This is a genomic window from Azospirillum brasilense, assembly GCF_003349955.1.
In the GTDB taxonomy this organism is placed as follows: Bacteria; Pseudomonadota; Alphaproteobacteria; order Azospirillales; family Azospirillaceae; genus Azospirillum; species Azospirillum brasilense_B.
This window is the reverse complement of the sequence record NZ_QLKQ01000027.1, coordinates 19,870-37,883: the sequence shown is the minus strand read 5'-3', so window position 1 is coordinate 37,883 and position 18,014 is coordinate 19,870. Positions and strand designations below refer to the sequence as shown.

Below are 18,014 nucleotides of genomic sequence, written 5' to 3'. Positions count from 1 at the left end.
GGTTTCCGTCACTTCGCCAGATTGCGCAGGACGAAGTTCAGCACGCCGCCGTTCCGGTAATACTCGACCTCGTCCACCGTATCGATGCGCAGCAGCAGCGGCACCGGACGGGTCTGCCCGTCGGCGCGGGTGATGGTCATCGTCACGTCCTTGCGCGGGCGCAGGTCCTGCTCGATGCCGTCGATGTCGAAGGTCTCGGTGCCGTCCAGCGCCAGATCGTTGCGGGTCAGCCCGTCCTTGAACTGGAGCGGCAGGATGCCCATCCCGACGAGGTTCGAGCGGTGGATGCGCTCGAAGCTCTCGGCGATCACAGCGCGGATGCCCAGCAGCTTGGTGCCCTTGGCCGCCCAGTCGCGGCTGGAGCCGGTGCCGTACTCCTTGCCGGCGATGACCACCAGCGGCACGCCCTCCTGGGCGTAGCGCATCGCCGCGGTGTAGATCGGCAACTGCTCGCCCGAGGGGTAGTGCCGGGTCTCGCCGCCCTCCACGCCCGCCAGCATCTCGTTGCGGATGCGGATGTTGGCGAAGGTGCCGCGCATCATCACCTCGTGGTTGCCGCGCCGCGCCCCGTAGGAGTTGAAGTCCTGAGGGCGCACCTGATGGCTCAGCAGATACTCGCCGGCCGGGCTGGTCTTCTTGATCGAGCCGGCGGGCGAGATGTGGTCGGTGGTGATGCTGTCGCCGAGCACGGCGAGCGCGCGGGCGCCCCGCACGTCGCTGACCGCCTCGGGCGTCTTCGGCATGTCGGCGAAGAAGGGCGGCAGCTTCACGTAGGTGCTGCCGGCCTGCCACTCGTAGGTCTGGCCCTCGGCGGTCCGGATGCCGCGCCACTGCTCCGGCCCCTCGAACACGTTGCCGTAGCGGCTGCGGAACATCTCCGCCGACAGCGAGGCGTCGATGGCGTCCTGGACCTCCTGGTTGGTCGGCCAGATGTCCTTCAGATAGACGGGCTGGCCGTCATGGCCGGTGCCGATGGGGTCCTTGGCCAGATCGATCTTCATGTTGCCGGCCAGCGCGTAGGCGACGCACAGCGGCGGCGAGGCCAGATAATTCGCCCGCGTGTGCGGGTTCACCCGGCCTTCGAAGTTGCGGTTGCCCGACAGCACGGCGGCGACCACGAGGTTGCCCTCCTCCACCGCCGCGGCGATGGGGTCGGGAAGCGGGCCGCTGTTGCCGATGCAGGTGGTGCAGCCGTAACCGACGATGTTGAAGCCGAGCTGGTCGAGGTAGGGCTGGAGCCCGGCCTTGGCCAGATAGTCGGTGACCACCTGCGAGCCCGGCGCCAGCGAGGTCTTGACCCAGGGCTTGGACTTCAGCCCCTTTTCCACCGCCTTGCCGGCGAGCAGGCCGGCGGCCACCAGCACCGCCGGGTTGGAGGTGTTGGTGCAGGAGGTGATGGCGGCGATCACCACCGCCCCCTGGTCGAGATTGTAGCCGCAGCCCTTCACCGGAACGGAGCGGTCGGCGTCCTCCGCCTTGAAGGCGCCGACCAGATCGCTGCCGAAGCTCTGCGCCGCCTGGGACAGCGGCACGCGGTCCTGCGGGCGCTTCGGGCCGGCCAGCGACGGCTCGACCGTCGTCATGTCCAGCTCCAGCGTGTCGGTGAAGACGGGGTCGGGGGTGCCGGCGTCGCGCCACATGCCCTGGGCGCGGGCGTAGGCCTCGACCATCGCCACGCGGTCGGCGTCGCGGCCGGTGAAGGTCAGGTAGCGGATGGTCTCCGCGTCGATCGGGAAGATGCCGCAGGTGGCGCCGTATTCCGGGGCCATGTTGCCGATGGTGGCGCGGTCGGCCAGCGTCAGATGGTCCAGGCCCGGCCCGTAGAACTCCACGAACTTTCCGACCACGCCCTTCCTGCGCAGCATCTGGGTGACGGTCAGCACGAGATCGGTGGCCGTCGTGCCCTCCTTCAGCCGCCCGGTCAGCTTGAAGCCGACGACCTCGGGGATCAGCATGGAGATGGGCTGGCCGAGCATGGCCGCCTCCGCCTCGATGCCGCCGACGCCCCAGCCGAGCACGCCCAGCCCGTTCACCATGGTGGTGTGGCTGTCGGTGCCGACCAGCGTGTCGGGATAGGCGACGAGCTTGCCCGCCGGGTCGGTGTCGGTCCACACGCCCTGCGCCAGATACTCGACGTTCACCTGATGGCAGATGCCGGTGCCCGGCGGCACGACGCGGAAATTGTCGAAGGCCTTCTGGCCCCAGCGCAGGAAGGCGTAGCGTTCCAGGTTGCGCTCGAACTCCAGCTCGACGTTCTTCTCGAAGGCGGAGGGGTTGCCGAAGTAATCGACCATCACCGAGTGGTCGATGACCAGATCGACCGGAACCAGCGGGTTGATCTTCTTGGGATCGCCGCCCAGCGCGGCCATCGCCTCGCGCATCGCCGCCAGATCGCAGACCGCCGGCACGCCGGTGAAGTCCTGCATCAGCACGCGCGCCGGGCGGTAGGCGATCTCACGGTCGGACCGCTTGTCCTGGAGCCACTGGGCCACCGCCTTGACGTCGTCGGTGGACACGGTGCGCCCATCCTCGAAGCGCAGGAGATTCTCCAGCAGCACCTTCATCGAGTAGGGCAGCCGGGAGAGGTCGCCCAGCCCGGCGTCCTCCGCGGCCTTGATGCTGAAATAATCGTAGCTCTTGCCCCCGACGGACAGGGAGCGGCGGGTTTTCAGCGAGTCCTGACCGGTGAACGTCGTCACGGTACCCCTCCTTCGCGTTATTGGCGGACCGGCCGGGCGGCGGCCGTGGTTTCCGCATGTCTCAACCGCCTGATTTAGTGCCGGTCCCGCCCCCCTTCAAACGGCGCCGTGCAAAGGGCAGGCAAGCGCAAGCGTGGGGGCTGCGCTCTCTTCGTGCGAAACGGGGCCGGTCCGTACTAGAATCGCGGGAAATGATAAACACGCGGACGGGCGGACGGCCCGGCGCGCGACGGGTGGAGGAAACGGAATGGCATGGCGCGCCCCAGCTTTGGCGGCGGTGGCCCTGGCGGTGGCGGTGCTGTGCGCCCCGGCCGAGGCCGCCCCGGAGTCGCCGCAAGGGGCGCAGTTCTTCCCGCACCTCGTCTACCGCAGCGGCCCCTACGCGCCCTACGGCATCCCGCTGGCCGACGGGGTGGCCGACTATCTGACGCTGGTCAACCGGCGCGATGGCGGCATCGGCGGCGTGCCCATCGCCTGGGAGGAGTGCGACACCGGCTACAACACCGACCGCGGGGTGGACTGCTACGAGCGGCTGAAGGCCAAGGGGCCGACCGGCGCCGCCGCCGTCCTGCCGCTGTCCACCGGCATCACCTACGCCCTGATCGAGCGCGGGGCGGCCGACCGCATCCCGGTCTTCTCCTCCGGCTACGGGCGGGCGGACGTGTCCGACGGGCGGGTCTTCCCCTACGCCATCAACGCCCCGGCCAGCTATTGGACGGGCATCGACGCCGCAATCAGCCACATCGCAACGGAGTTGGGCGGAACCGAGCGGCTGCGCGGGCGGAAGATCGCCTACGTCTATCACGACAGCGCCTTCGGCAAGGAGCCGCTGCCCATGCTGGAGGCGCTGCGCGGCCCGCTGGGCTTCGAGATGCGCAGCTTCCCGGTCGCCCCGCCGGGGCTGGACCAGCGCGCCGTCTGGACGCAGATCGCCCGCCACTACCGGCCCGACTACGTGATCCTGTGGGGCTGGGGGGTGCAGAACTCCACCGCCCTGCGCGAGGCCGCCGCCGCCGGCTATCCCGCCGACCGCATGATCGGCGTCTGGTGGGCCGGGTCGGAACTGGACGTCCGGCCGGTCGGCGCCGCCGCGGTCGGCTACAAGGCGGTCGCCTTCCACGCCGCCGGGAGTGACCTGCCGGTGATCCGCGCCATCCGCGAACAGGTCCACGCCCGTGGGCTGGGAACCGGCGATCCCGGCCAGATCGGCACGGTGCTGTACAATCGTGGGGTCTTCAACGCCGCCGTCCTGGTCGAGGCCATCCGCACCGCGCAGGGCAAGTACGGGCGCCGGCCGCTGACCGGGGCGCAGGTCGCCTGGGGCTTCGACCATTTGGACCTGACCGCCGACCGGCTGGCCGCGCTGGGGCTGGACGGCTTCATGCAGCCGCTGCGCATCACCTGCGCCGACCATGAGGGGATCGTGCCGCTGCATGTGCAGCAGTGGGACGGGGAGCGCTGGCTGGACGTCTCCGGCCCCATCGAGCCGCGCCGCACCCTGATCCGCAAGCTGGTGGCGGAGTCGGCCCGGCGCTTCGCGGCGGAGCGCAAGATCGAACCGCGCGCCTGCGATTAGGAGTCCTTCAGGTCGGACGCATCGCCACATAGCGGCAGAAGCGCAGGCCGCTGCCCAGCACGCGCAGGCGCGACCACCACAGCGCCAGTTCGCGGGCCAGCGCCTTGAGCACGCGGGGCTCTGGGGCGGCGGTCTTCAGCGCCTCGCCCAGGCGGCGCACCCGATCGACGGCCTGACGGCGGTGGAACTGGGTCAGGTCCTCGGATATGCGCAGGTCGAGGTTGCGCTGGGTCAGCTCGTCGGCCATGCGGGTGGCCGACCAGGGATAGACCTCCAGCGGCTCGGAGTCGCGCCAGCCGTTCCAGCTCTCCCAGGAGGACGGGGTGCCCTCGATCACGTAATCGAACAGCAGCACGCCGCCCTTCGGCTTGACGCACTCGCTGATGCGGTCGAGGAAATTCTCCTTGTCGCGCACCCGGTGCATCACCCGGTCGGCCAGCACGAGGTCGAAGGAGCCCGCCTGGTTGAAATGCTCGGGGTCGTAATGGCCGATCGGCGCCTTCTTCGACACGCCCAAAGCCTTCGACCGCTCCATCCCCAGCTTGGCCAGCAGGGGCGACATCTCCAGCCCGGTCACCCAGGTGTCGTAGCTGTCGACGATGCCGCGCGCCGGCCCGCCCAGCCCCGCCGAGAGGTCGAGCACGCTCTTGGCCGGGTTCAGCCCGAAGGAGCGGACGGATTCGACCATCCATTGCGAGTCGCCGGGACCGACGCAGTCCTGGCCCCACAGCATCTGCGCCCCTTCCGTGCGGGCGACCGACCAGACCGGTTCGCCCTGGCGGTCGAGTTGCAGGTTCTCCAGCCGTTCCAGGTCGGCATCGGGCCGCGCCGCCTCGGGCGGCAGGGCGCCGGCGGGCGCGGCGGAACCCAGCGCCGCCACCGGGCCGCGCAGCGGCAGGCGGGAGGCGGGGGCGGCGCGGGCCAGCCGGGACAGGGCGGCAAGGTCGTAGCCTTCCCACCAAGCGACGAATTTCGTCCGCCAGTCGGGATTGCGCCAGCGCTCCCTATCCTGAAAATTGTGCCGCATCCGGCGCTGCGTTTCCAAAATTGCTGCCCCATGAAGGACGGCGACCGCCGGCATCAACGGATACCGCACAATATAGAGGTAGACCTCAACAGTCGGGGAGTCAAGTAACCAGCACGAACAGTTAAAGAGGACTTGCACGAACTGTTGCGAAAATTTTATCTAACTGTGAAATATTTCCGAAACATACAGCGCCGGCGGTCCCGACCCCGGCGTACGGCGCGGCGGCCGAAGCGCGCCGCGTTGCAGCATGGCCCCGCAATGCCTATAGTTCCGCCCCAGCACCTCCTCAGCCCGCCCACACACCGCTTTAGGAGCACCGGCGTGCCGCACAAGACCGGCAACCCCTGGACCGTCCTGACGACCAAGCCGATCTACGAGAATCCGTGGATGCGGGTGGTGGAGCACGACGTGCTGACCCCGCTCGGCAACCCCGGCATCTACGGAGTCATGCACGCCCAGAATCTGGCGACCGGTGTGGTTCCCATCGACGACCAGGGCCGCGTCACTCTGGTCGGCCAGTACCGCTTCCCCTTGGAACAGTACAGCTGGGAGATCCCGGAGGGCGGCGGCAAGAAGGGCGTCGACCCGGTGGAGTCGGCCAGGCGCGAGCTGCTGGAGGAAACCGGCCAGACCGCCCGCCACTGGCTGCCGATCCTGACCATGCACCTGTCCAACAGCATCACCGACGAGACCGCCCATTGCTTTCTCGCCTGGGGGATCGAGCAGGGGCAGGCCGAACCGGAGGAAACGGAGGTCCTGCAGCTGCGCCACGTCCCCTTCGCGGAGGCCTACGCCATGGTCAAGCGCGGGGAGATCACCGACGCCATCGCGGTGGCCTGCCTGATGAGGGTCCGTCTGATGGCGCTCGACGGCGACCTGCCCGCGGACGTCACCCGCCTGATCCTGGGTTGAGGAACGACGTCATGCAGGCTGTCGCCATCGACTTCGAAACCGCCAACGAATCGCGGACCAGCGCCTGCTCCATCGGCGTCGCCTGGATCGAGGACGGGCGCGTGGTGGAGACGGAGGAGCATCTGATCCGCCCGCGGGAGATGCGCTTCAACCCCTTCAACACCGCCGTCCACGGCCTGCGGGCGGAGGATGTCGCCGGCGCGCCGGAGTTCCCCGAGGTCTGGCACCGCTTCGCCCGCCGGCTGGAGGGCCGTCTGGTGCTGGCCCACAACGCTTCCTTCGACATCAGCGTGCTGCGCCACACGCTGGACGATTACGGGCTGGAATGGCCGGCCTGCCGCTACCTGTGCACCGTGGTGCTGGCGCGCAAGGCGTGGCCGCAGCTGGCCGCGCACAAGCTGAATTATCTGGCCGACCATCTCGGAATCGCGCTCGACCACCACCACGCCGGCAGCGACGCCGAGGCCTGCGGGCGCATCGCGCTTGCCGCCACCCGCGTTCTGGGGCTGGAGCGGCTGGCCGACATCGCCACGGCCACCGGCATCACGTTCGGGCAGCTGGCGCCCGGCGGCTACAGCCCCTGCAAGGGCGGCAACCCGCCGCCCCGGCGGCGGCGTCTGGTGCCGGTGCTCTGAAAACGGAAGACACTCAGCGCTCGACAAAGTAGCGCAGGGTCAGCGTCGTGCGCGTCACCGGCTCGGCGACCGTCAGGGCGGCGTCGGCGTAGCGCGGCGGGCCGAAGCGCATGGGGGCGTCGTTGCTGAAGCCGACCCCCTCCTTCGGCAGGCCGAGGAAGTTGCGGTCGAGTTCGAGATTCTGGTTCTCGTCATGAAAGGACTGCACGGCGTAGGTGCCGGGCGGCACCTTGTGCACCACCACGGTGACGCTGCCCGGCCGCGCCGGTTCCGCCGCGGTGTAGGGGCAGTTGGGTCCCAGGAAGGTCTCCGGCGTGCACACCGCGACCAGCACCTTCCCCTGCCCGTTCGCGACGTTGGCGACGGTGATGGCAAGGTCGGCGGCGCTGGCCGGGGCCGCAAGACCGAATGCCAACGCCGCGAACCCCAACGCCGCCAGCCATCCACCGGCGGCCAAGCGGCGAGCGTTCCGGAACTGCCCGTGAGTCATGGTGCACCCGTTCGTGAGGTGGACGGATAGGCGCGCCCCCGCCATTCCGCCGGGCGCCCCCGGCGGGCGCGCAGCAGCGCCGACCATTGGATCGCCAGCAGGATCAGGATGCCCATGGGGTGGAGCAGCGCACCGACAAGACTCTGACGGAAACGCACGGCCAGCAGCAAGCGGAACGCCAGCCCCGCCGCCACGGCCAGCGCCGCCAGGGCGACGACCATATCCGGCAGCGGGACCAGCGCCGCGCAGCCCAGCAGCAGCCAGGGCAGGACATGGCCGCCGAACAGCAGCAGGGTCCAGACCGGCAGGGCGACCGGGGTCGCCATGCCCTCCGTCGCGTTCTTCGAGAAGCCGGACCACACCTCCCGCCAGCCGCGGTACATCCGGCAGCGGGCGAGGCCGGTCGCGTCGAACAGGTCGGTGCCCTGCCCCGCCCGGCGGAAGGCCCGCGGCAGAGTCACCCCGTCGTGCAGCGACGTGGCAATGGCGGCGTGGCCGCCAGCCTTCTCATAAGCATCCCGCCGCACCGCGATCAGCTGGCCGCAGGCGGCGGCAAAGCCGGGGCTGGCCGACCAGCGCATCCCGACCATGGGGAGATAGCCGAGCAGAAGCACATGGATCAGCGGAATCACCAGCGCCTCGGCCAGGGTGCCGGTCTCCTGGCGCGGGAAACCGCTGACCAGCCCCGCCTTGCCCGCCAGAAGCGCGCCGCAGGTCCGCCGGGCGGCGTCCGGGGCCAGCCGCACGTCGGCGTCCTGGAACAGAAGCACCGGGTGCCGCGCCAGCCCGGCGAGCGCCTGGCAGGCGTGCTGCTTGCCCGACCAGCCCGGCGGCAGCGGGGGCGCCGTCTCCAAACGCAGGCGCGGGTCGCCGGCGGCGAGGTCGCGGACGATCGCCGCCGTGCGGTCGGTGGAATGGTCGTCCAGCACAACCACCTCCACCGTCACGCCGCGGCTGGACAGCGCCGCCCGCACCGCGGCGGCGATGGTGGCCTCCTCGTTGCGGGCGGGGATCAGGATGCTGACGGCGGCGTCCGGCGGCGGCTCGGCCCTCGGGCGGCGGTAGAGGCACAGGTTCACGAGGCCCAGCCCCAGCGGCAGCAGGGCGAGCGCCAGCGACAGAGCGGCCAGCAGCGTGAGGACGCTCATCGGCGGGGAACCTCTTCCTTGTGGGATGCGTCACCATGCGCGGGGGTGAAGCGCTGCCCGACGGCCCAGGCCCGCGCCCGGCGCCACAGGTCGTAGACGCCGCCGACCCCCGCCGAACCGTCGATCAGCGTCCGGAAGCGCGCCGGGTCGCGGCTCTGCGCGTCGAGCGCCAGCGCGTCCATCACCGCCTCCAACCGATGTTCCAGCGCGGTGGCGATCTCCGGCACCGGCTGGCCGGCGAAGGCGGAGGCATCCACGGGCTCGCCGAAGCGGGCCAGCGCCTCCGGCGTGCTCTCGTCCCAGAACGGGTATTCCACGGCGAGCGGCACCACCACAGCCTCCGGCGCGCGGCGCACCAGATGGGCGATGCCCGGCCGCAGGTGGACCGGGCGGCGGCGCGGGTCGGTGAAGGCGCCCTCGGCGGTGATCCACAGCATGGAGCGCCGGTCGGCCAGGATGTTTCGGCCGTGGCGCAGGAAGGCGGCGGCCCCGGCCCGGCCCGGCTCGACCCCGAACAGGCCGATGCGGGCCATGAAGCGGTAACGGCGCAGCATCGCCGCGTCGATGGGGCCGTAGCCCGGCCGGTCGCGGTAGCGGGTCGTCCCCATCACGATCAGCAAGGCGGGGTCCCACCAGGACGGGTGGTTCAGGCAGACGATCACCGGCCGGTCCGCCGGCAGGTCCGGCCAGCCCGGCCGGGCCAGCCGCAGCGCGTGGAAGTCGCGTCGCATCCGCCGCGCCATGACGGCGCCGAAGAAGCGGCAGAGCGCCGGTGAGCGCAGCGCGACCGGATCGTCCCTCAACCCGTCGTCTCCCATGCCCGGCCCGCCCGTCAGGCGACGGCGCGCAGGTCGCCGTCGCGCGCTCCGCTCCGCAGGTCCTGGTCCAGGCTATCGGCGGCGATCCAGCCGGACATCAGCACCATCGGCATGCCGGGTCCCGGATGGGCGGCCCCGCCGGCCAGATACAGCCCCTCCACGTCGCGCGAACGGTTGCCCGGCTTGAAGGCGCCCATGAAGCGGCCGTGGCTGGCCAACCCATAGATGGCGCCGTTCAGAACGCGGTAGCGGTCGTGGATGTCCTGCGGGGTCAGGACGCGCTCGACGCGGATGCGCTCTTCCAGGTCGACCATGCCGGCGGTGCGCTTCAGCTTGTCGAAGACCACGCGGCGGTAGTCCGGCAGCATCCGCGACCAGTCGTGGTGCGGCCGCAGGTAGGGGGTGTGGACCAGGACGTAGAGCGCCTCGCCCCCCGGCGGCGCCACGCCGGGCTCGGTGCGGGCGGGGGCGGCGATGTAGCAGGTCGGGTCGGGCGCCGGCTCCCCGCGGCGGTAGATCCAGTCGAACTCCTCGGCCGGATCGCGGGAGAAGACGAAGTCGTGGTGCAGCAGATGCTCGTAGCCGCGGTCGAGCCCGAGATAGAAGACCACGCCCGAGCAGGCCGGCTCGTAGCGGCGGCGCTTGCGGAAGCGCTTGGCCGGGGCGCCGCCCACCAGTTCCTCGTAGGTGCGGACGGAATCCATGTTGGAGACCACCGCCGACACCGGGATGCGCTCCCCGCCCTCGGTCTCGACGGCGGTGACGCGCTTGCCGGTCACCTCCAGCCGGCGCACGCCGGTGCCGGTGCGGATCTCGACGCCGAGGCGCCGGGCCACCCGCTCCAGCGCCAGCGGAACGGCGCGGGTGCCGCCCATCGGGTACCAGACGCCGTCGTTGGTCTGCATGTGGGCGATGGCGCAGAGCACCGCCGGGGAGCCGTAGGGGGACGAGCCGACATACTGGGTGAAATGGTCGAGCATCTGGGCGGCGCGCGCGTCGGGGACGTGGCTGCGGATGGTGCCGGCCACCGTGCTGCCCATGCGCAGCGCCAGCACGTCCGACAGGGTGCCGGCGTTCATGCTGTCGCGGAGCTTCAGCGTGTCGCCAAGATCCTCCACCGACTTCCAGAAGAAGAAGCGTTCGGAGATGCCGTGCAGACGCTCCGACAAGGCCTGGAAGCGGCGGTAGCCCTCCCCGGCGCCGCGGCCGGGGGTCAGCCGGTCAAGCTCCGCGGCCATCGCGCCGATGTTCTCCGACAGGTCCAGCACCGTGCCGTCGTCGAAGAAGCAGCGCCATTGCGGCTCCAGCCGGACCAGCTCCAGCTCGCGGTCGAGGTCGCAGCCGGCCTCCGCCAGGATGCGGCGCAGGACGCGCGGCACCGTCAGGATGGTCGGCCCCATGTCGAAGCGGAAGCCGCCCTCCTCCAGAACCGCCGCCTTGCCGCCGACCCAGCCGTTCTTCTCCAGAAGCACCACCTTGTGGCCGCGCGCCGCCAGAACCACCGCCGACGCCAGCCCGCCCAGGCCGCCGCCGATCACCGCGATCCGATCCGTCATGCCAATCCCCCCGCTACGGCCCGCTTGGGCAGGCCGGACAGTCCCATGGTTTCGCTGCGCCAGGGCGTCGGCAGCCCCAGCTCCGAGGCCAGCAGCCGCGACGTGATGCGCGCGCCTTCGAAGATCACCGGCAGGCCACTGCCGGGATGGGTGCCGCCGCCCACCAGATAGACGCCGTCCAGATCCTCGAACCGGTTGTGCGGACGCAGGTGGAGCATCTGGTCGAGGCTGTGCGCCAGATTGAAGGTGGCGCCGCGGTGCACCGCGAACTGGCGGTCCCAGTCGGCCGGCGTCACCACCCGCTCCACCCGGATGCGCCGCTCCAGGTCGGTCAGCCCGAAGCCGGCCAGCCGGTCGAGCACGAGGCGGCGGTAGCGCGGCGCCTCGGCCGCCCAGTCGATGTGGCCGCGCTGGTGGCCGACCGGCACCAGGATGTAGAGGGTGCTGCCGCCGGGCGGAGCCAAGTCCGGGTCGGTGACGCAGGCGTTCTGCACGTAGATCGATGGGCGGCGCGGCATCTCGCGGCCGTCCTCGATCTCGGCGAGGTTGCGGGCGTAATCCTCCGCCAGATAGACGGTGTGGTGGTCCAGCCCCTCCATCCGCCCTTCGATCCCGAGATAGAGCATGAAGGTGGAGCAGGAGAATTTCTTGGTGGCGATGCGGGCGTCGGTCCAGCGGCGGCGCAGGTCGTCGGGCACCAGCGTGGTCATCGCGCGGGCGAAGTCGGCGTTGATGACCAGCGCGTCGGCCGGATACTCGCCGGCCTCCGTCCGCACCCCGACGGCGCGGCGGCCCTGGAAGCGGATGTGGCGCACCGTCTCGTTCAGCCGCACGGTGACGCCGAGGCTTTCGGCCACCCGCCGCATCGCCTCCATCACCGCCTCAGTGCCGCCGCGCGGGTGGAAGACCCCGTGCTCGTGCTCCAGGAAGGAGAGAATGGTGAACAGGCTGGGGCAGCGGAAGGGCGACATGCCCAGATACTTGCTCTGGAAGGAAAAAGCGAGGCGGACGCGCGGGTCCTGGAAGTAACGGGACAGGTCGCGGTCGACCGAACGCTGCGGCGAGAGCCGTCCCAGCGCCTTCAGCATCGGCAGCGAGGCCAGCGCCCAGGGGCTGGAGAAGTCGGTCTCCAGGATCGGGCGGAACAGCTCCATCTTCGCCCGGTTGTCGGCCAGGAAGCGCGGCAGCCCCTGGGCGTCGCGCGGGTTGAGGCGCGCGATCTCCGCCATCAGCGCCTTCATCTCGGCGTGGACCCGCAGCTCCCCGCCGGCCTCGAAGACCAGCCGGTAGAGCGGGTCGAGGCGGATCAGATCGACCTCGTCCGACAGGCGGCGCCCGCAGGCCTCGAAGATCTCCTCCAGGATGCGGGGATAGAGGAAGAAGGTCGGGCCGCTGTCGAAGCGGTACCCGTCGAGCGCGAAGCCGGCCGACCGGCCGCCGACGCGGTCCTGCCGTTCCAGCACGGTGACCTTCGCCCCGGTGAGCGCCAGGAGCATCGCGGATGCCAATCCACCGGGCCCAGCGCCAATGATCACGACTTGCCGTTCCATCCGCTTGCCAAACGCTCCCAAGCTGCCGACTTGTGTGAAGGCAGTTACGAACATGGACCGGGAATGGATCACAGCCACAATGCCACCTCTCCAGGTGTAGCCCCTTGGACAAGCGGGAGCGGCGATCCATTTTCATCTGCGCGCGCGGCGTGGGCCGGCGGCAATACAGGCGAAAGACTGTCCATCATCCGCACCGTCCGCCGCCGCATCGCGGCGGATGCGGAGGAGCTTGTGCGAACGCTGGCGACCCGCCCCGGACGCAGCGCCGCCGAGAGCCTGAGCGCGGAGGTTTTGCCGCTGGCCGAGGCCTGCCGTTTCCTGGAACGCGAGGCCGCCGCGCTGCTGGCGCCGCGACGCCTGGGAGCGCGCGGCCGTCCGGTCTGGCTGTTCGGCGTCGCGGCGGAGGTGCGGCGGGAGCCGTTCGGCACCGTCCTGATCGTCGGCCCGTCCAACTACCCGCTGCTGTTGCCGGGGGTGCAGGCGCTCCAGGCGCTGACCGCCGGGAACACGGTGCTGATCAAGCCGGCGCCCGGCTGCTCGGCGCCGATGGAGCGGCTGGCCGACTGGCTGGCCGAGGCCGGCCTGCCGGACGGCCTGTTCCAGCTTCTGGACGAGTCCCCCGACGCGGTGTCCGACGCGATCGCCGCCGGCATCGACAAGCTGGTGCTGACCGGATCGGCCGCCACCGGCCGGGCGGTGGCCCGCCAGCTCGCCGACGGGCTGGTGCCCTCAACCATGGAATTGTCGGGGAACGACGCGGTGTTCGTCCTGCCGGGGGCCGACCTCGGCACGGTCGCCCGCGCTCTGGCCTTCGGCCTGCGCCTGAACGGCTCCGCCACCTGCATCGCGCCGCGCCGGGTCTTCGTGCCGCGCGCCCTGGCGACCGAGCTGGAGGGTGCCCTGACCGCCTGCGTGGCGGCGATCCCGCCGGCGGCGGTGCCCCTGCCGGTGCGGCGGCGGCTGACCGGGCTGGTCCGCGCGGCGATGGCGGAAGGCGCACGCCCGCTCGGTCCGCTGCCCGAGGACGCCGACCCGGCGATGGCGCCGCTGATCGTGGCCGACGCGCGGCCGGGCATGGCGCTGCTGCGCGAGGAGCTGTTCGCCCCCATCCTGTCGCTGGTGCCGGTCCGCGACATGGCGGAGGCGCTGGAGGCCGCCGCGCAGAGCCCCTACGCGCTCGGCGCCTCGGTCTTCGGGCCGGAGGAGGCGGCCTGCGCGCTGGCCGGGCGGCTGGACGCCGGGACGGTGACGGTCAACGACCTGATCGTGCCGACCGCCGACCCCCGCCTGCCCTTTGGCGGACGGCGCGCCAGCGGCTGGGGCGTCACGCGCGGCGCCGAAGGGCTGCTGGAGATGACTCGGGTGAAGGCCGTCTCGGTGCGGCGCGGCCGGCGGCTTTTCCACACCGACCCGCCGCGCGACGGCGACGCGGCGCTGATGCTGGCGGCGATCCGCCTGCTCCACGGCGGTCCCGGCGGTCGCGCCGGGGCGGTCCGGACCCTGATCCACCGTCTTCGCAACCGTTCGACCGATTGACGCGGAGCCCCCGATGACCGTCCTGTTGCTCGCCGCGCTGATCGGCGCCGTGTCCGGTTCGCGCACCCTGCTGGGTCCGGCGGCGGTCTCCTGGGCCGCCTACGGCGGTTGGCTCGACCTGTCGGGAAGCTGGCTGTTCTTCCTCGGCCACCCGGTCTCGCCCTGGGTCTTCACCGCCATGGCCCTGGGGGAGCTGGTCACCGACAAGCTGCCGACCACCCCCAGCCGCAAGCTCCCCTTCCCCTTCGCCAGCCGCATCGCCGGCGGCGCCATCGCGGGTGCGGCCATCGGCGCGAACGCGGGCGCGTGGGTTCCCGGCCTGATCGCCGGCGGGCTGGGCGCGGGCGCCGGCACGCTCCTGTTCTATGAGGCGCGCCGGCGCTTGGCCGCCGCCTTCGGCCGCGACCGGCCGGCGGCGCTGATCGAGGACGCGGTGGCGCTGACCATCGCCCTGCTCGTCGTCGCCGCGGCGTAGGCGGCTTTTCGGAACGAGGGCGTCAGCGCGCCGCGCCGCCGCCCTGCTCCGGGAACAGGCCCAGCAGCCCCTCGCGGCTCGCCGGGCAGACGCCGCGCTCGGTCACCAAGCCGGTGACCAGACGGGCCGGGGTGACGTCGAAGCCGTAATTGACCGCCGGGCTGCCGGCCGGGGTGACGCGGATGGTTTCGATCCGTCCATCGGCGGTGATGCCGGTCAGCTCGGTCACCTCGCGGGCGTCGCGCTCCTCGATGGGGATTTCCCTCACCCCGTCGGCCATGCCCCAGTCGATGGTCGGCGAGGGCAGCGCGACGTAGAAGGGCACACCGTTGTCGTGGGCGGCCAAGGCCTTCAGGTAGGTTCCGATCTTGTTGCAGACGTCGCCGGTCGCCGTGGTGCGGTCGGTGCCGACGATGCACAGGTCGACCCTGCCGTGCTGCATCAGGTGGCCGCCGGTGTTGTCGACCACCACCGTGTGGGGCACGCCGTGGCGGTTCAGCTCCCAGGCGGTCAGGCTGGCGCCCTGGTTGCGCGGGCGCGTCTCGTCCACCCAGACATGCAGGCGGATGCCCTCCTCGAAGGCGACATAGACCGGGGCCAGCGCGGTCCCCCAATCGACGGTGGCGAGCCAGCCGGCGTTGCAGTGGGTCAGCACGTTCACCGGCTCCCCCGGCGCCTTGCGGCGGGCGGCCTCGCGGATCAGGGCGGCGCCATGCTCCCCGATGGCGCAGTTGATCGCGACGTCCTCGTCGCAGACGGCGGCGGCCTCGGCGTAGGCGGCCGCGGCGCGGGCGGCGGGCGGCAGCGGCGCCAGACGGGCGCGCATCCGCTCCAGCGCCCAGCGCAGGTTGACCGCGGTCGGACGGGTGGCGAGCAGCCGGGCATGGGCCGCCTCCAGCGCCGCGTCGGACGGGTCGGCCCGCATGGCCAGCGCGACGCCGTAGGCGGCGGTCGCCCCGATCAGCGGCGCCCCGCGCACCAGCATGGCGCGGATGGCGTGGGCGGCCTCCTCCAGGCTGGTCAGCCGCGCGACGGCGAAATCATGGGGCATCCGCGTCTGGTCGATGATCTCCACCGCCCAGCCGTCCTGCGCCGGCCAGATGGTCCGGTAGGCCGTGCCGTCGATCCTCATACGCCATACTCCCCGCGCTCGATGCCGCTTCGGCCTTTCGGCCCGGCGCGACAATAGGGGGTGGCGCGGCGCGGTTCAACGGGCGTACCCAGGGAACAGGAGCCTGCAAAAAAGTGTTGGTCCGCCACGAAAGCCACGACCTTCGATGCTCAACGGCCTCTTTCCCATGCCCCTGCGCGCCCTGCGATCCAAAGGTTCCCCCCTGCTCTACCGGATGCCGGGATCGGCGCTGGTGCTGATGGTCTGCGCGGTGGCGCTGCTGCTGACGCTCGGCCTGTCGGCCAGCTTCGCGCTGCGCGACCGGGCGGCGGCCCTGCAGCACGCCCAGGACACCGCCGGCAACGCCAGCCTGCTGGTGGCCGAGCACGCGGCCCGGCTGGTGGAGACCAGCGACCTGATCCTGAAACAGGCGGTCCAGCTCGCCGGCCCGGCGGACGCCCCGCTGCCCACCGACCGCGCGGCCTGGGAGCGCTACGCGGCGCTGGTCCGGGGCACGCCCTATCTGGTGTCGATCTGGCTGTTCGACGCGGAGGGGAACGCCGTCCTGACCACCCGCCGTTTTCCCACCCCGGCGATGACCGTCGCTGACCGCGACTATTTCCTGGCCCAGCGGGCGGGCGGCAGCGCGGCGGGGGGGAACCTCTTCATCACCGCACTGGACGACAGCCGCTACAGCCAGGAGCCGCTGATCCTGCTCTCGCGCCCGCTGGCCGCGGCACCGGGGCAATTCCGCGGCGTCGCCCTGGTCGCCGTCTCGCCGCGCTACGTCCGCGACATCTACAAGAGCTTCGATTTCGACTACGCCCGCTCCATCACCCTGCGCCGCGCCGACGGCACGGTGCTGCTGCGCGAGACCCAGGGGCCGGACGCCACCGACAGCGCCCCGGCGGAGGCCGCCGGCGAGCCGGAGATCACCGCGCTGCGCCGGGTGGACAGCGTGCCCGTCACCGCCGAGGTCGCCATCCCGGTGAGCAGCGTCATGGAGCGCTGGCACGGGCAGCTCTGGACCTACATCTCCTACGCGCTGGCCGCGCTGGCCGCGGTGTCGGTGATCGGCGGGATGGCCCTGCAACGCGCCCGGCGGGAGCGGCAGGCGGAAAGCGCGCTCCAGCACGCCTACGACACGCTGGAGGAGCGGGTCCACCAGCGCACGGCGGAGCTGGAACAGACCAACGCCCAGCTCGAAACGGCGGTGACCGACAAGGAGGTCCTGCTGAAGGAGGTCCAGCACCGGGTGAAGAACAACCTTCAGGTCATCTGCAGCCTGTTGCGCCTTCAGGCGGCCCGCATCGACGAGCCGGCCCGCCGCGCCTTCGACGAGAGCCTGCGCCGCATCCAGTGCATGAGCCTGATGCAGGAGCTGCTCTACCGCTCCGACCAGCCGGCGCGCATCGACTTCGCCGACTACCTGCGCCAGCTCTGCGACGGGCTGGTCCGCTCGACCAACCCGACCGGGGCGCGGCTGACGGTGAACGCCCCCCGCCCCTGGAGCCTGGACGTCGATCAGGCCACGCCGCTCGCGCTGATCGCCAGCGAGCTGGTGTCCAACGCCCTGCTCCACGCCTTCCCCCTCGGCCACCCCGGCACGATCACGGTCGAACTGCTGCCGGAGGGGAGCGAGGGCATGCGGATGGTGGTGCGCGACGACGGCACCGGCCTGCCGCCCGATCCGTCCGCCTCCCAGAACCGCGCGACCGACAAGCGCCAGAGCGGGCTGGGGCTGGTTCTGGTGCGGGCGCTGGCCCAGCAGGCCGGGGCGCAGGTGACCATCGACCGCCAGCCGGACGGCGGGCCGGGCACCCGCTTCGTCGTGTCGGTGCCGACCCTCGCCAAGACCCAGACGAAAGCCGCCTGAAGGGGGACGGCCTGAGGAGCGGCGTCAGGGCCGCGGCGGCTCCAGGCGCAGATAGACCATGGCGGACGCGAGCGCGCTGGCGTAGGCGTCCTCCCCGGCGCGCGGCGGCAGGTCGAGGTCGCGCAGGATGCTGTCCAGCCGCAGATCGACCGCGTATTTGCCGGGCGCCTTGGCCTTGCGGCCGTAATAGAGGCTGGACACCTCGATGCGCGGGTTCGGCAGGGCCATGCCGACCATCGGCTGCACCAGCCGGTCGAGAAGCCCCACGGTGAAATCCAGGTAATAGCCGACCAGCGGCCGGTTGCCGATGAAGGCCAGCAGACGGGACAGGGCGGGTTCCGCCGGTTCGGTGGGCCAGAAGGAGAGGATCAGGCGCTGGCTGGTCAAGACGCGCCCGCCGCGGATGCGCAGCGCCGCGACGCTGCGCAGATCGGCCGTGGCCGCGTCGAAGGAGGTGGCCTCGCAATGGATCGCCACCCGCTCCCCGGTTTCCTCCCCCGACAGCAGCAGGGCGCGGTCGGGATGCTCGGACATCGCCGGAACGGACGGCGCCCCCCCGTTGGCGACCACGCTGGCAATGGTTTCGGTCGGCATGCCGCCTCCTC

The 18,014-nt window shown here is 71.4% G+C and carries 15 protein-coding genes; 6 read left to right on the top strand and 9 right to left on the bottom strand.

What is annotated here, in order from left to right; translation table 11 throughout:
• Positions 1 to 8: 8 nt before the first annotated feature.
• Positions 9 to 2,699, bottom strand: a complete 2,691-nt coding sequence (acnA, locus tag DXK32_RS13955; protein WP_114859061.1) for an aconitate hydratase AcnA — start codon at positions 2,697 to 2,699, stop codon at positions 9 to 11.
• A gap of 247 nt (positions 2,700 to 2,946) precedes the next feature.
• On the opposite strand from acnA, the gene DXK32_RS13950 reads away from it, so the two are divergent.
• Positions 2,947 to 4,275 (top strand): ABC transporter substrate-binding protein, encoded by a 1,329-nt coding sequence (locus DXK32_RS13950; protein WP_114859060.1) that lies wholly within the window; start codon positions 2,947 to 2,949, stop codon positions 4,273 to 4,275.
• A 7-nt stretch (positions 4,276 to 4,282) separates the two neighbouring features.
• Here the strand turns inward: DXK32_RS13950 and DXK32_RS13945 are convergent, their stop codons facing one another.
• The gene (locus tag DXK32_RS13945; protein ID WP_114859059.1) at positions 4,283 to 5,302 is read right to left on the bottom strand and encodes a class I SAM-dependent methyltransferase; all 1,020 of its coding nucleotides are present in this window, start codon (positions 5,300 to 5,302) and stop codon (positions 4,283 to 4,285) included.
• A gap of 321 nt (positions 5,303 to 5,623) precedes the next feature.
• Here DXK32_RS13945 and DXK32_RS13940 point away from each other — a divergent pair, with 321 nt between their 5' ends.
• Both DXK32_RS13940 and DXK32_RS13935 read left to right on the top strand, forming a co-directional pair.
• A complete protein-coding gene (locus tag DXK32_RS13940) occupies positions 5,624 to 6,214 on the top strand; it encodes an NUDIX domain-containing protein (protein ID WP_114859058.1) in 591 nt (196 codons plus the stop codon).
• Positions 6,215 to 6,225: 11 nt separating this feature from the next.
• A complete protein-coding gene (locus DXK32_RS13935; RefSeq protein WP_114859057.1) occupies positions 6,226 to 6,849 on the top strand; it encodes a 3'-5' exonuclease in 624 nt (207 codons plus the stop codon).
• Positions 6,850 to 6,862: 13 nt separating this feature from the next.
• Here DXK32_RS13935 and DXK32_RS13930 read toward each other — a convergent pair whose 3' ends face one another.
• The 5 genes from DXK32_RS13930 to crtI all read right to left on the bottom strand — a co-directional run bounded on the left by DXK32_RS13930 (position 6,863) and on the right by crtI (position 12,411).
• The gene (locus tag DXK32_RS13930) at positions 6,863 to 7,264 is read right to left on the bottom strand and encodes a DUF2141 domain-containing protein (protein WP_247877142.1); all 402 of its coding nucleotides are present in this window, start codon (positions 7,262 to 7,264) and stop codon (positions 6,863 to 6,865) included.
• A 71-nt stretch (positions 7,265 to 7,335) separates the two neighbouring features.
• Entirely contained in the window at positions 7,336 to 8,487 is a 1,152-nt protein-coding gene (locus DXK32_RS13925) for a glycosyltransferase (protein ID WP_114859055.1), read from the bottom strand.
• On the bottom strand, positions 8,484 to 9,290 hold the full coding sequence (locus DXK32_RS13920; protein ID WP_247877141.1) for a lysophospholipid acyltransferase family protein: 807 nt from the start codon (positions 9,288 to 9,290) through the stop codon (positions 8,484 to 8,486). Before DXK32_RS13920 ends, DXK32_RS13925 begins: the two co-directional genes overlap by 4 nt.
• 29 nt (positions 9,291 to 9,319) lie before the next feature.
• Positions 9,320 to 10,861 carry a phytoene desaturase family protein gene (locus DXK32_RS13915; protein ID WP_114859053.1) on the bottom strand — a complete coding sequence of 514 codons (1,542 nt, stop codon included), beginning with the start codon at positions 10,859 to 10,861 and terminating at the stop codon, positions 9,320 to 9,322.
• A complete protein-coding gene (crtI, locus tag DXK32_RS13910; protein WP_114859052.1) occupies positions 10,858 to 12,411 on the bottom strand; it encodes a phytoene desaturase family protein in 1,554 nt (517 codons plus the stop codon). The genes DXK32_RS13915 and crtI overlap by 4 nt, the downstream gene beginning before the upstream one ends.
• A 63-nt stretch (positions 12,412 to 12,474) precedes the next feature.
• On the opposite strand from crtI, the gene DXK32_RS13905 reads away from it, so the two are divergent.
• Positions 12,475 to 13,947, top strand: coding sequence for an aldehyde dehydrogenase family protein (locus DXK32_RS13905; RefSeq protein ID WP_114859051.1), 1,473 nt, complete (start codon positions 12,475 to 12,477; stop codon positions 13,945 to 13,947).
• A gap of 13 nt (positions 13,948 to 13,960) precedes the next feature.
• The gene (locus DXK32_RS13900; RefSeq protein WP_114859050.1) at positions 13,961 to 14,422 is read left to right on the top strand and encodes a DUF4126 domain-containing protein; all 462 of its coding nucleotides are present in this window, start codon (positions 13,961 to 13,963) and stop codon (positions 14,420 to 14,422) included.
• 22 nt (positions 14,423 to 14,444) lie between these two features.
• On the opposite strand, the gene mtnA is transcribed toward DXK32_RS13900, so the two are convergent.
• Positions 14,445 to 15,554, bottom strand: a complete 1,110-nt coding sequence (gene mtnA, locus DXK32_RS13895; protein WP_114859049.1) for an S-methyl-5-thioribose-1-phosphate isomerase — start codon at positions 15,552 to 15,554, stop codon at positions 14,445 to 14,447.
• A gap of 145 nt (positions 15,555 to 15,699) precedes the next feature.
• Here mtnA and DXK32_RS13890 point away from each other — a divergent pair, with 145 nt between their 5' ends.
• The gene (locus tag DXK32_RS13890; RefSeq protein WP_247877139.1) at positions 15,700 to 17,409 is read left to right on the top strand and encodes a sensor histidine kinase; all 1,710 of its coding nucleotides are present in this window, start codon (positions 15,700 to 15,702) and stop codon (positions 17,407 to 17,409) included.
• A 24-nt stretch (positions 17,410 to 17,433) separates the two neighbouring features.
• Here DXK32_RS13890 and DXK32_RS13885 read toward each other — a convergent pair whose 3' ends face one another.
• Positions 17,434 to 18,003, bottom strand: a complete 570-nt coding sequence (locus DXK32_RS13885) for a DNA polymerase III (RefSeq protein WP_247877138.1) — start codon at positions 18,001 to 18,003, stop codon at positions 17,434 to 17,436.
• Positions 18,004 to 18,014 lie beyond the last annotated feature (11 nt).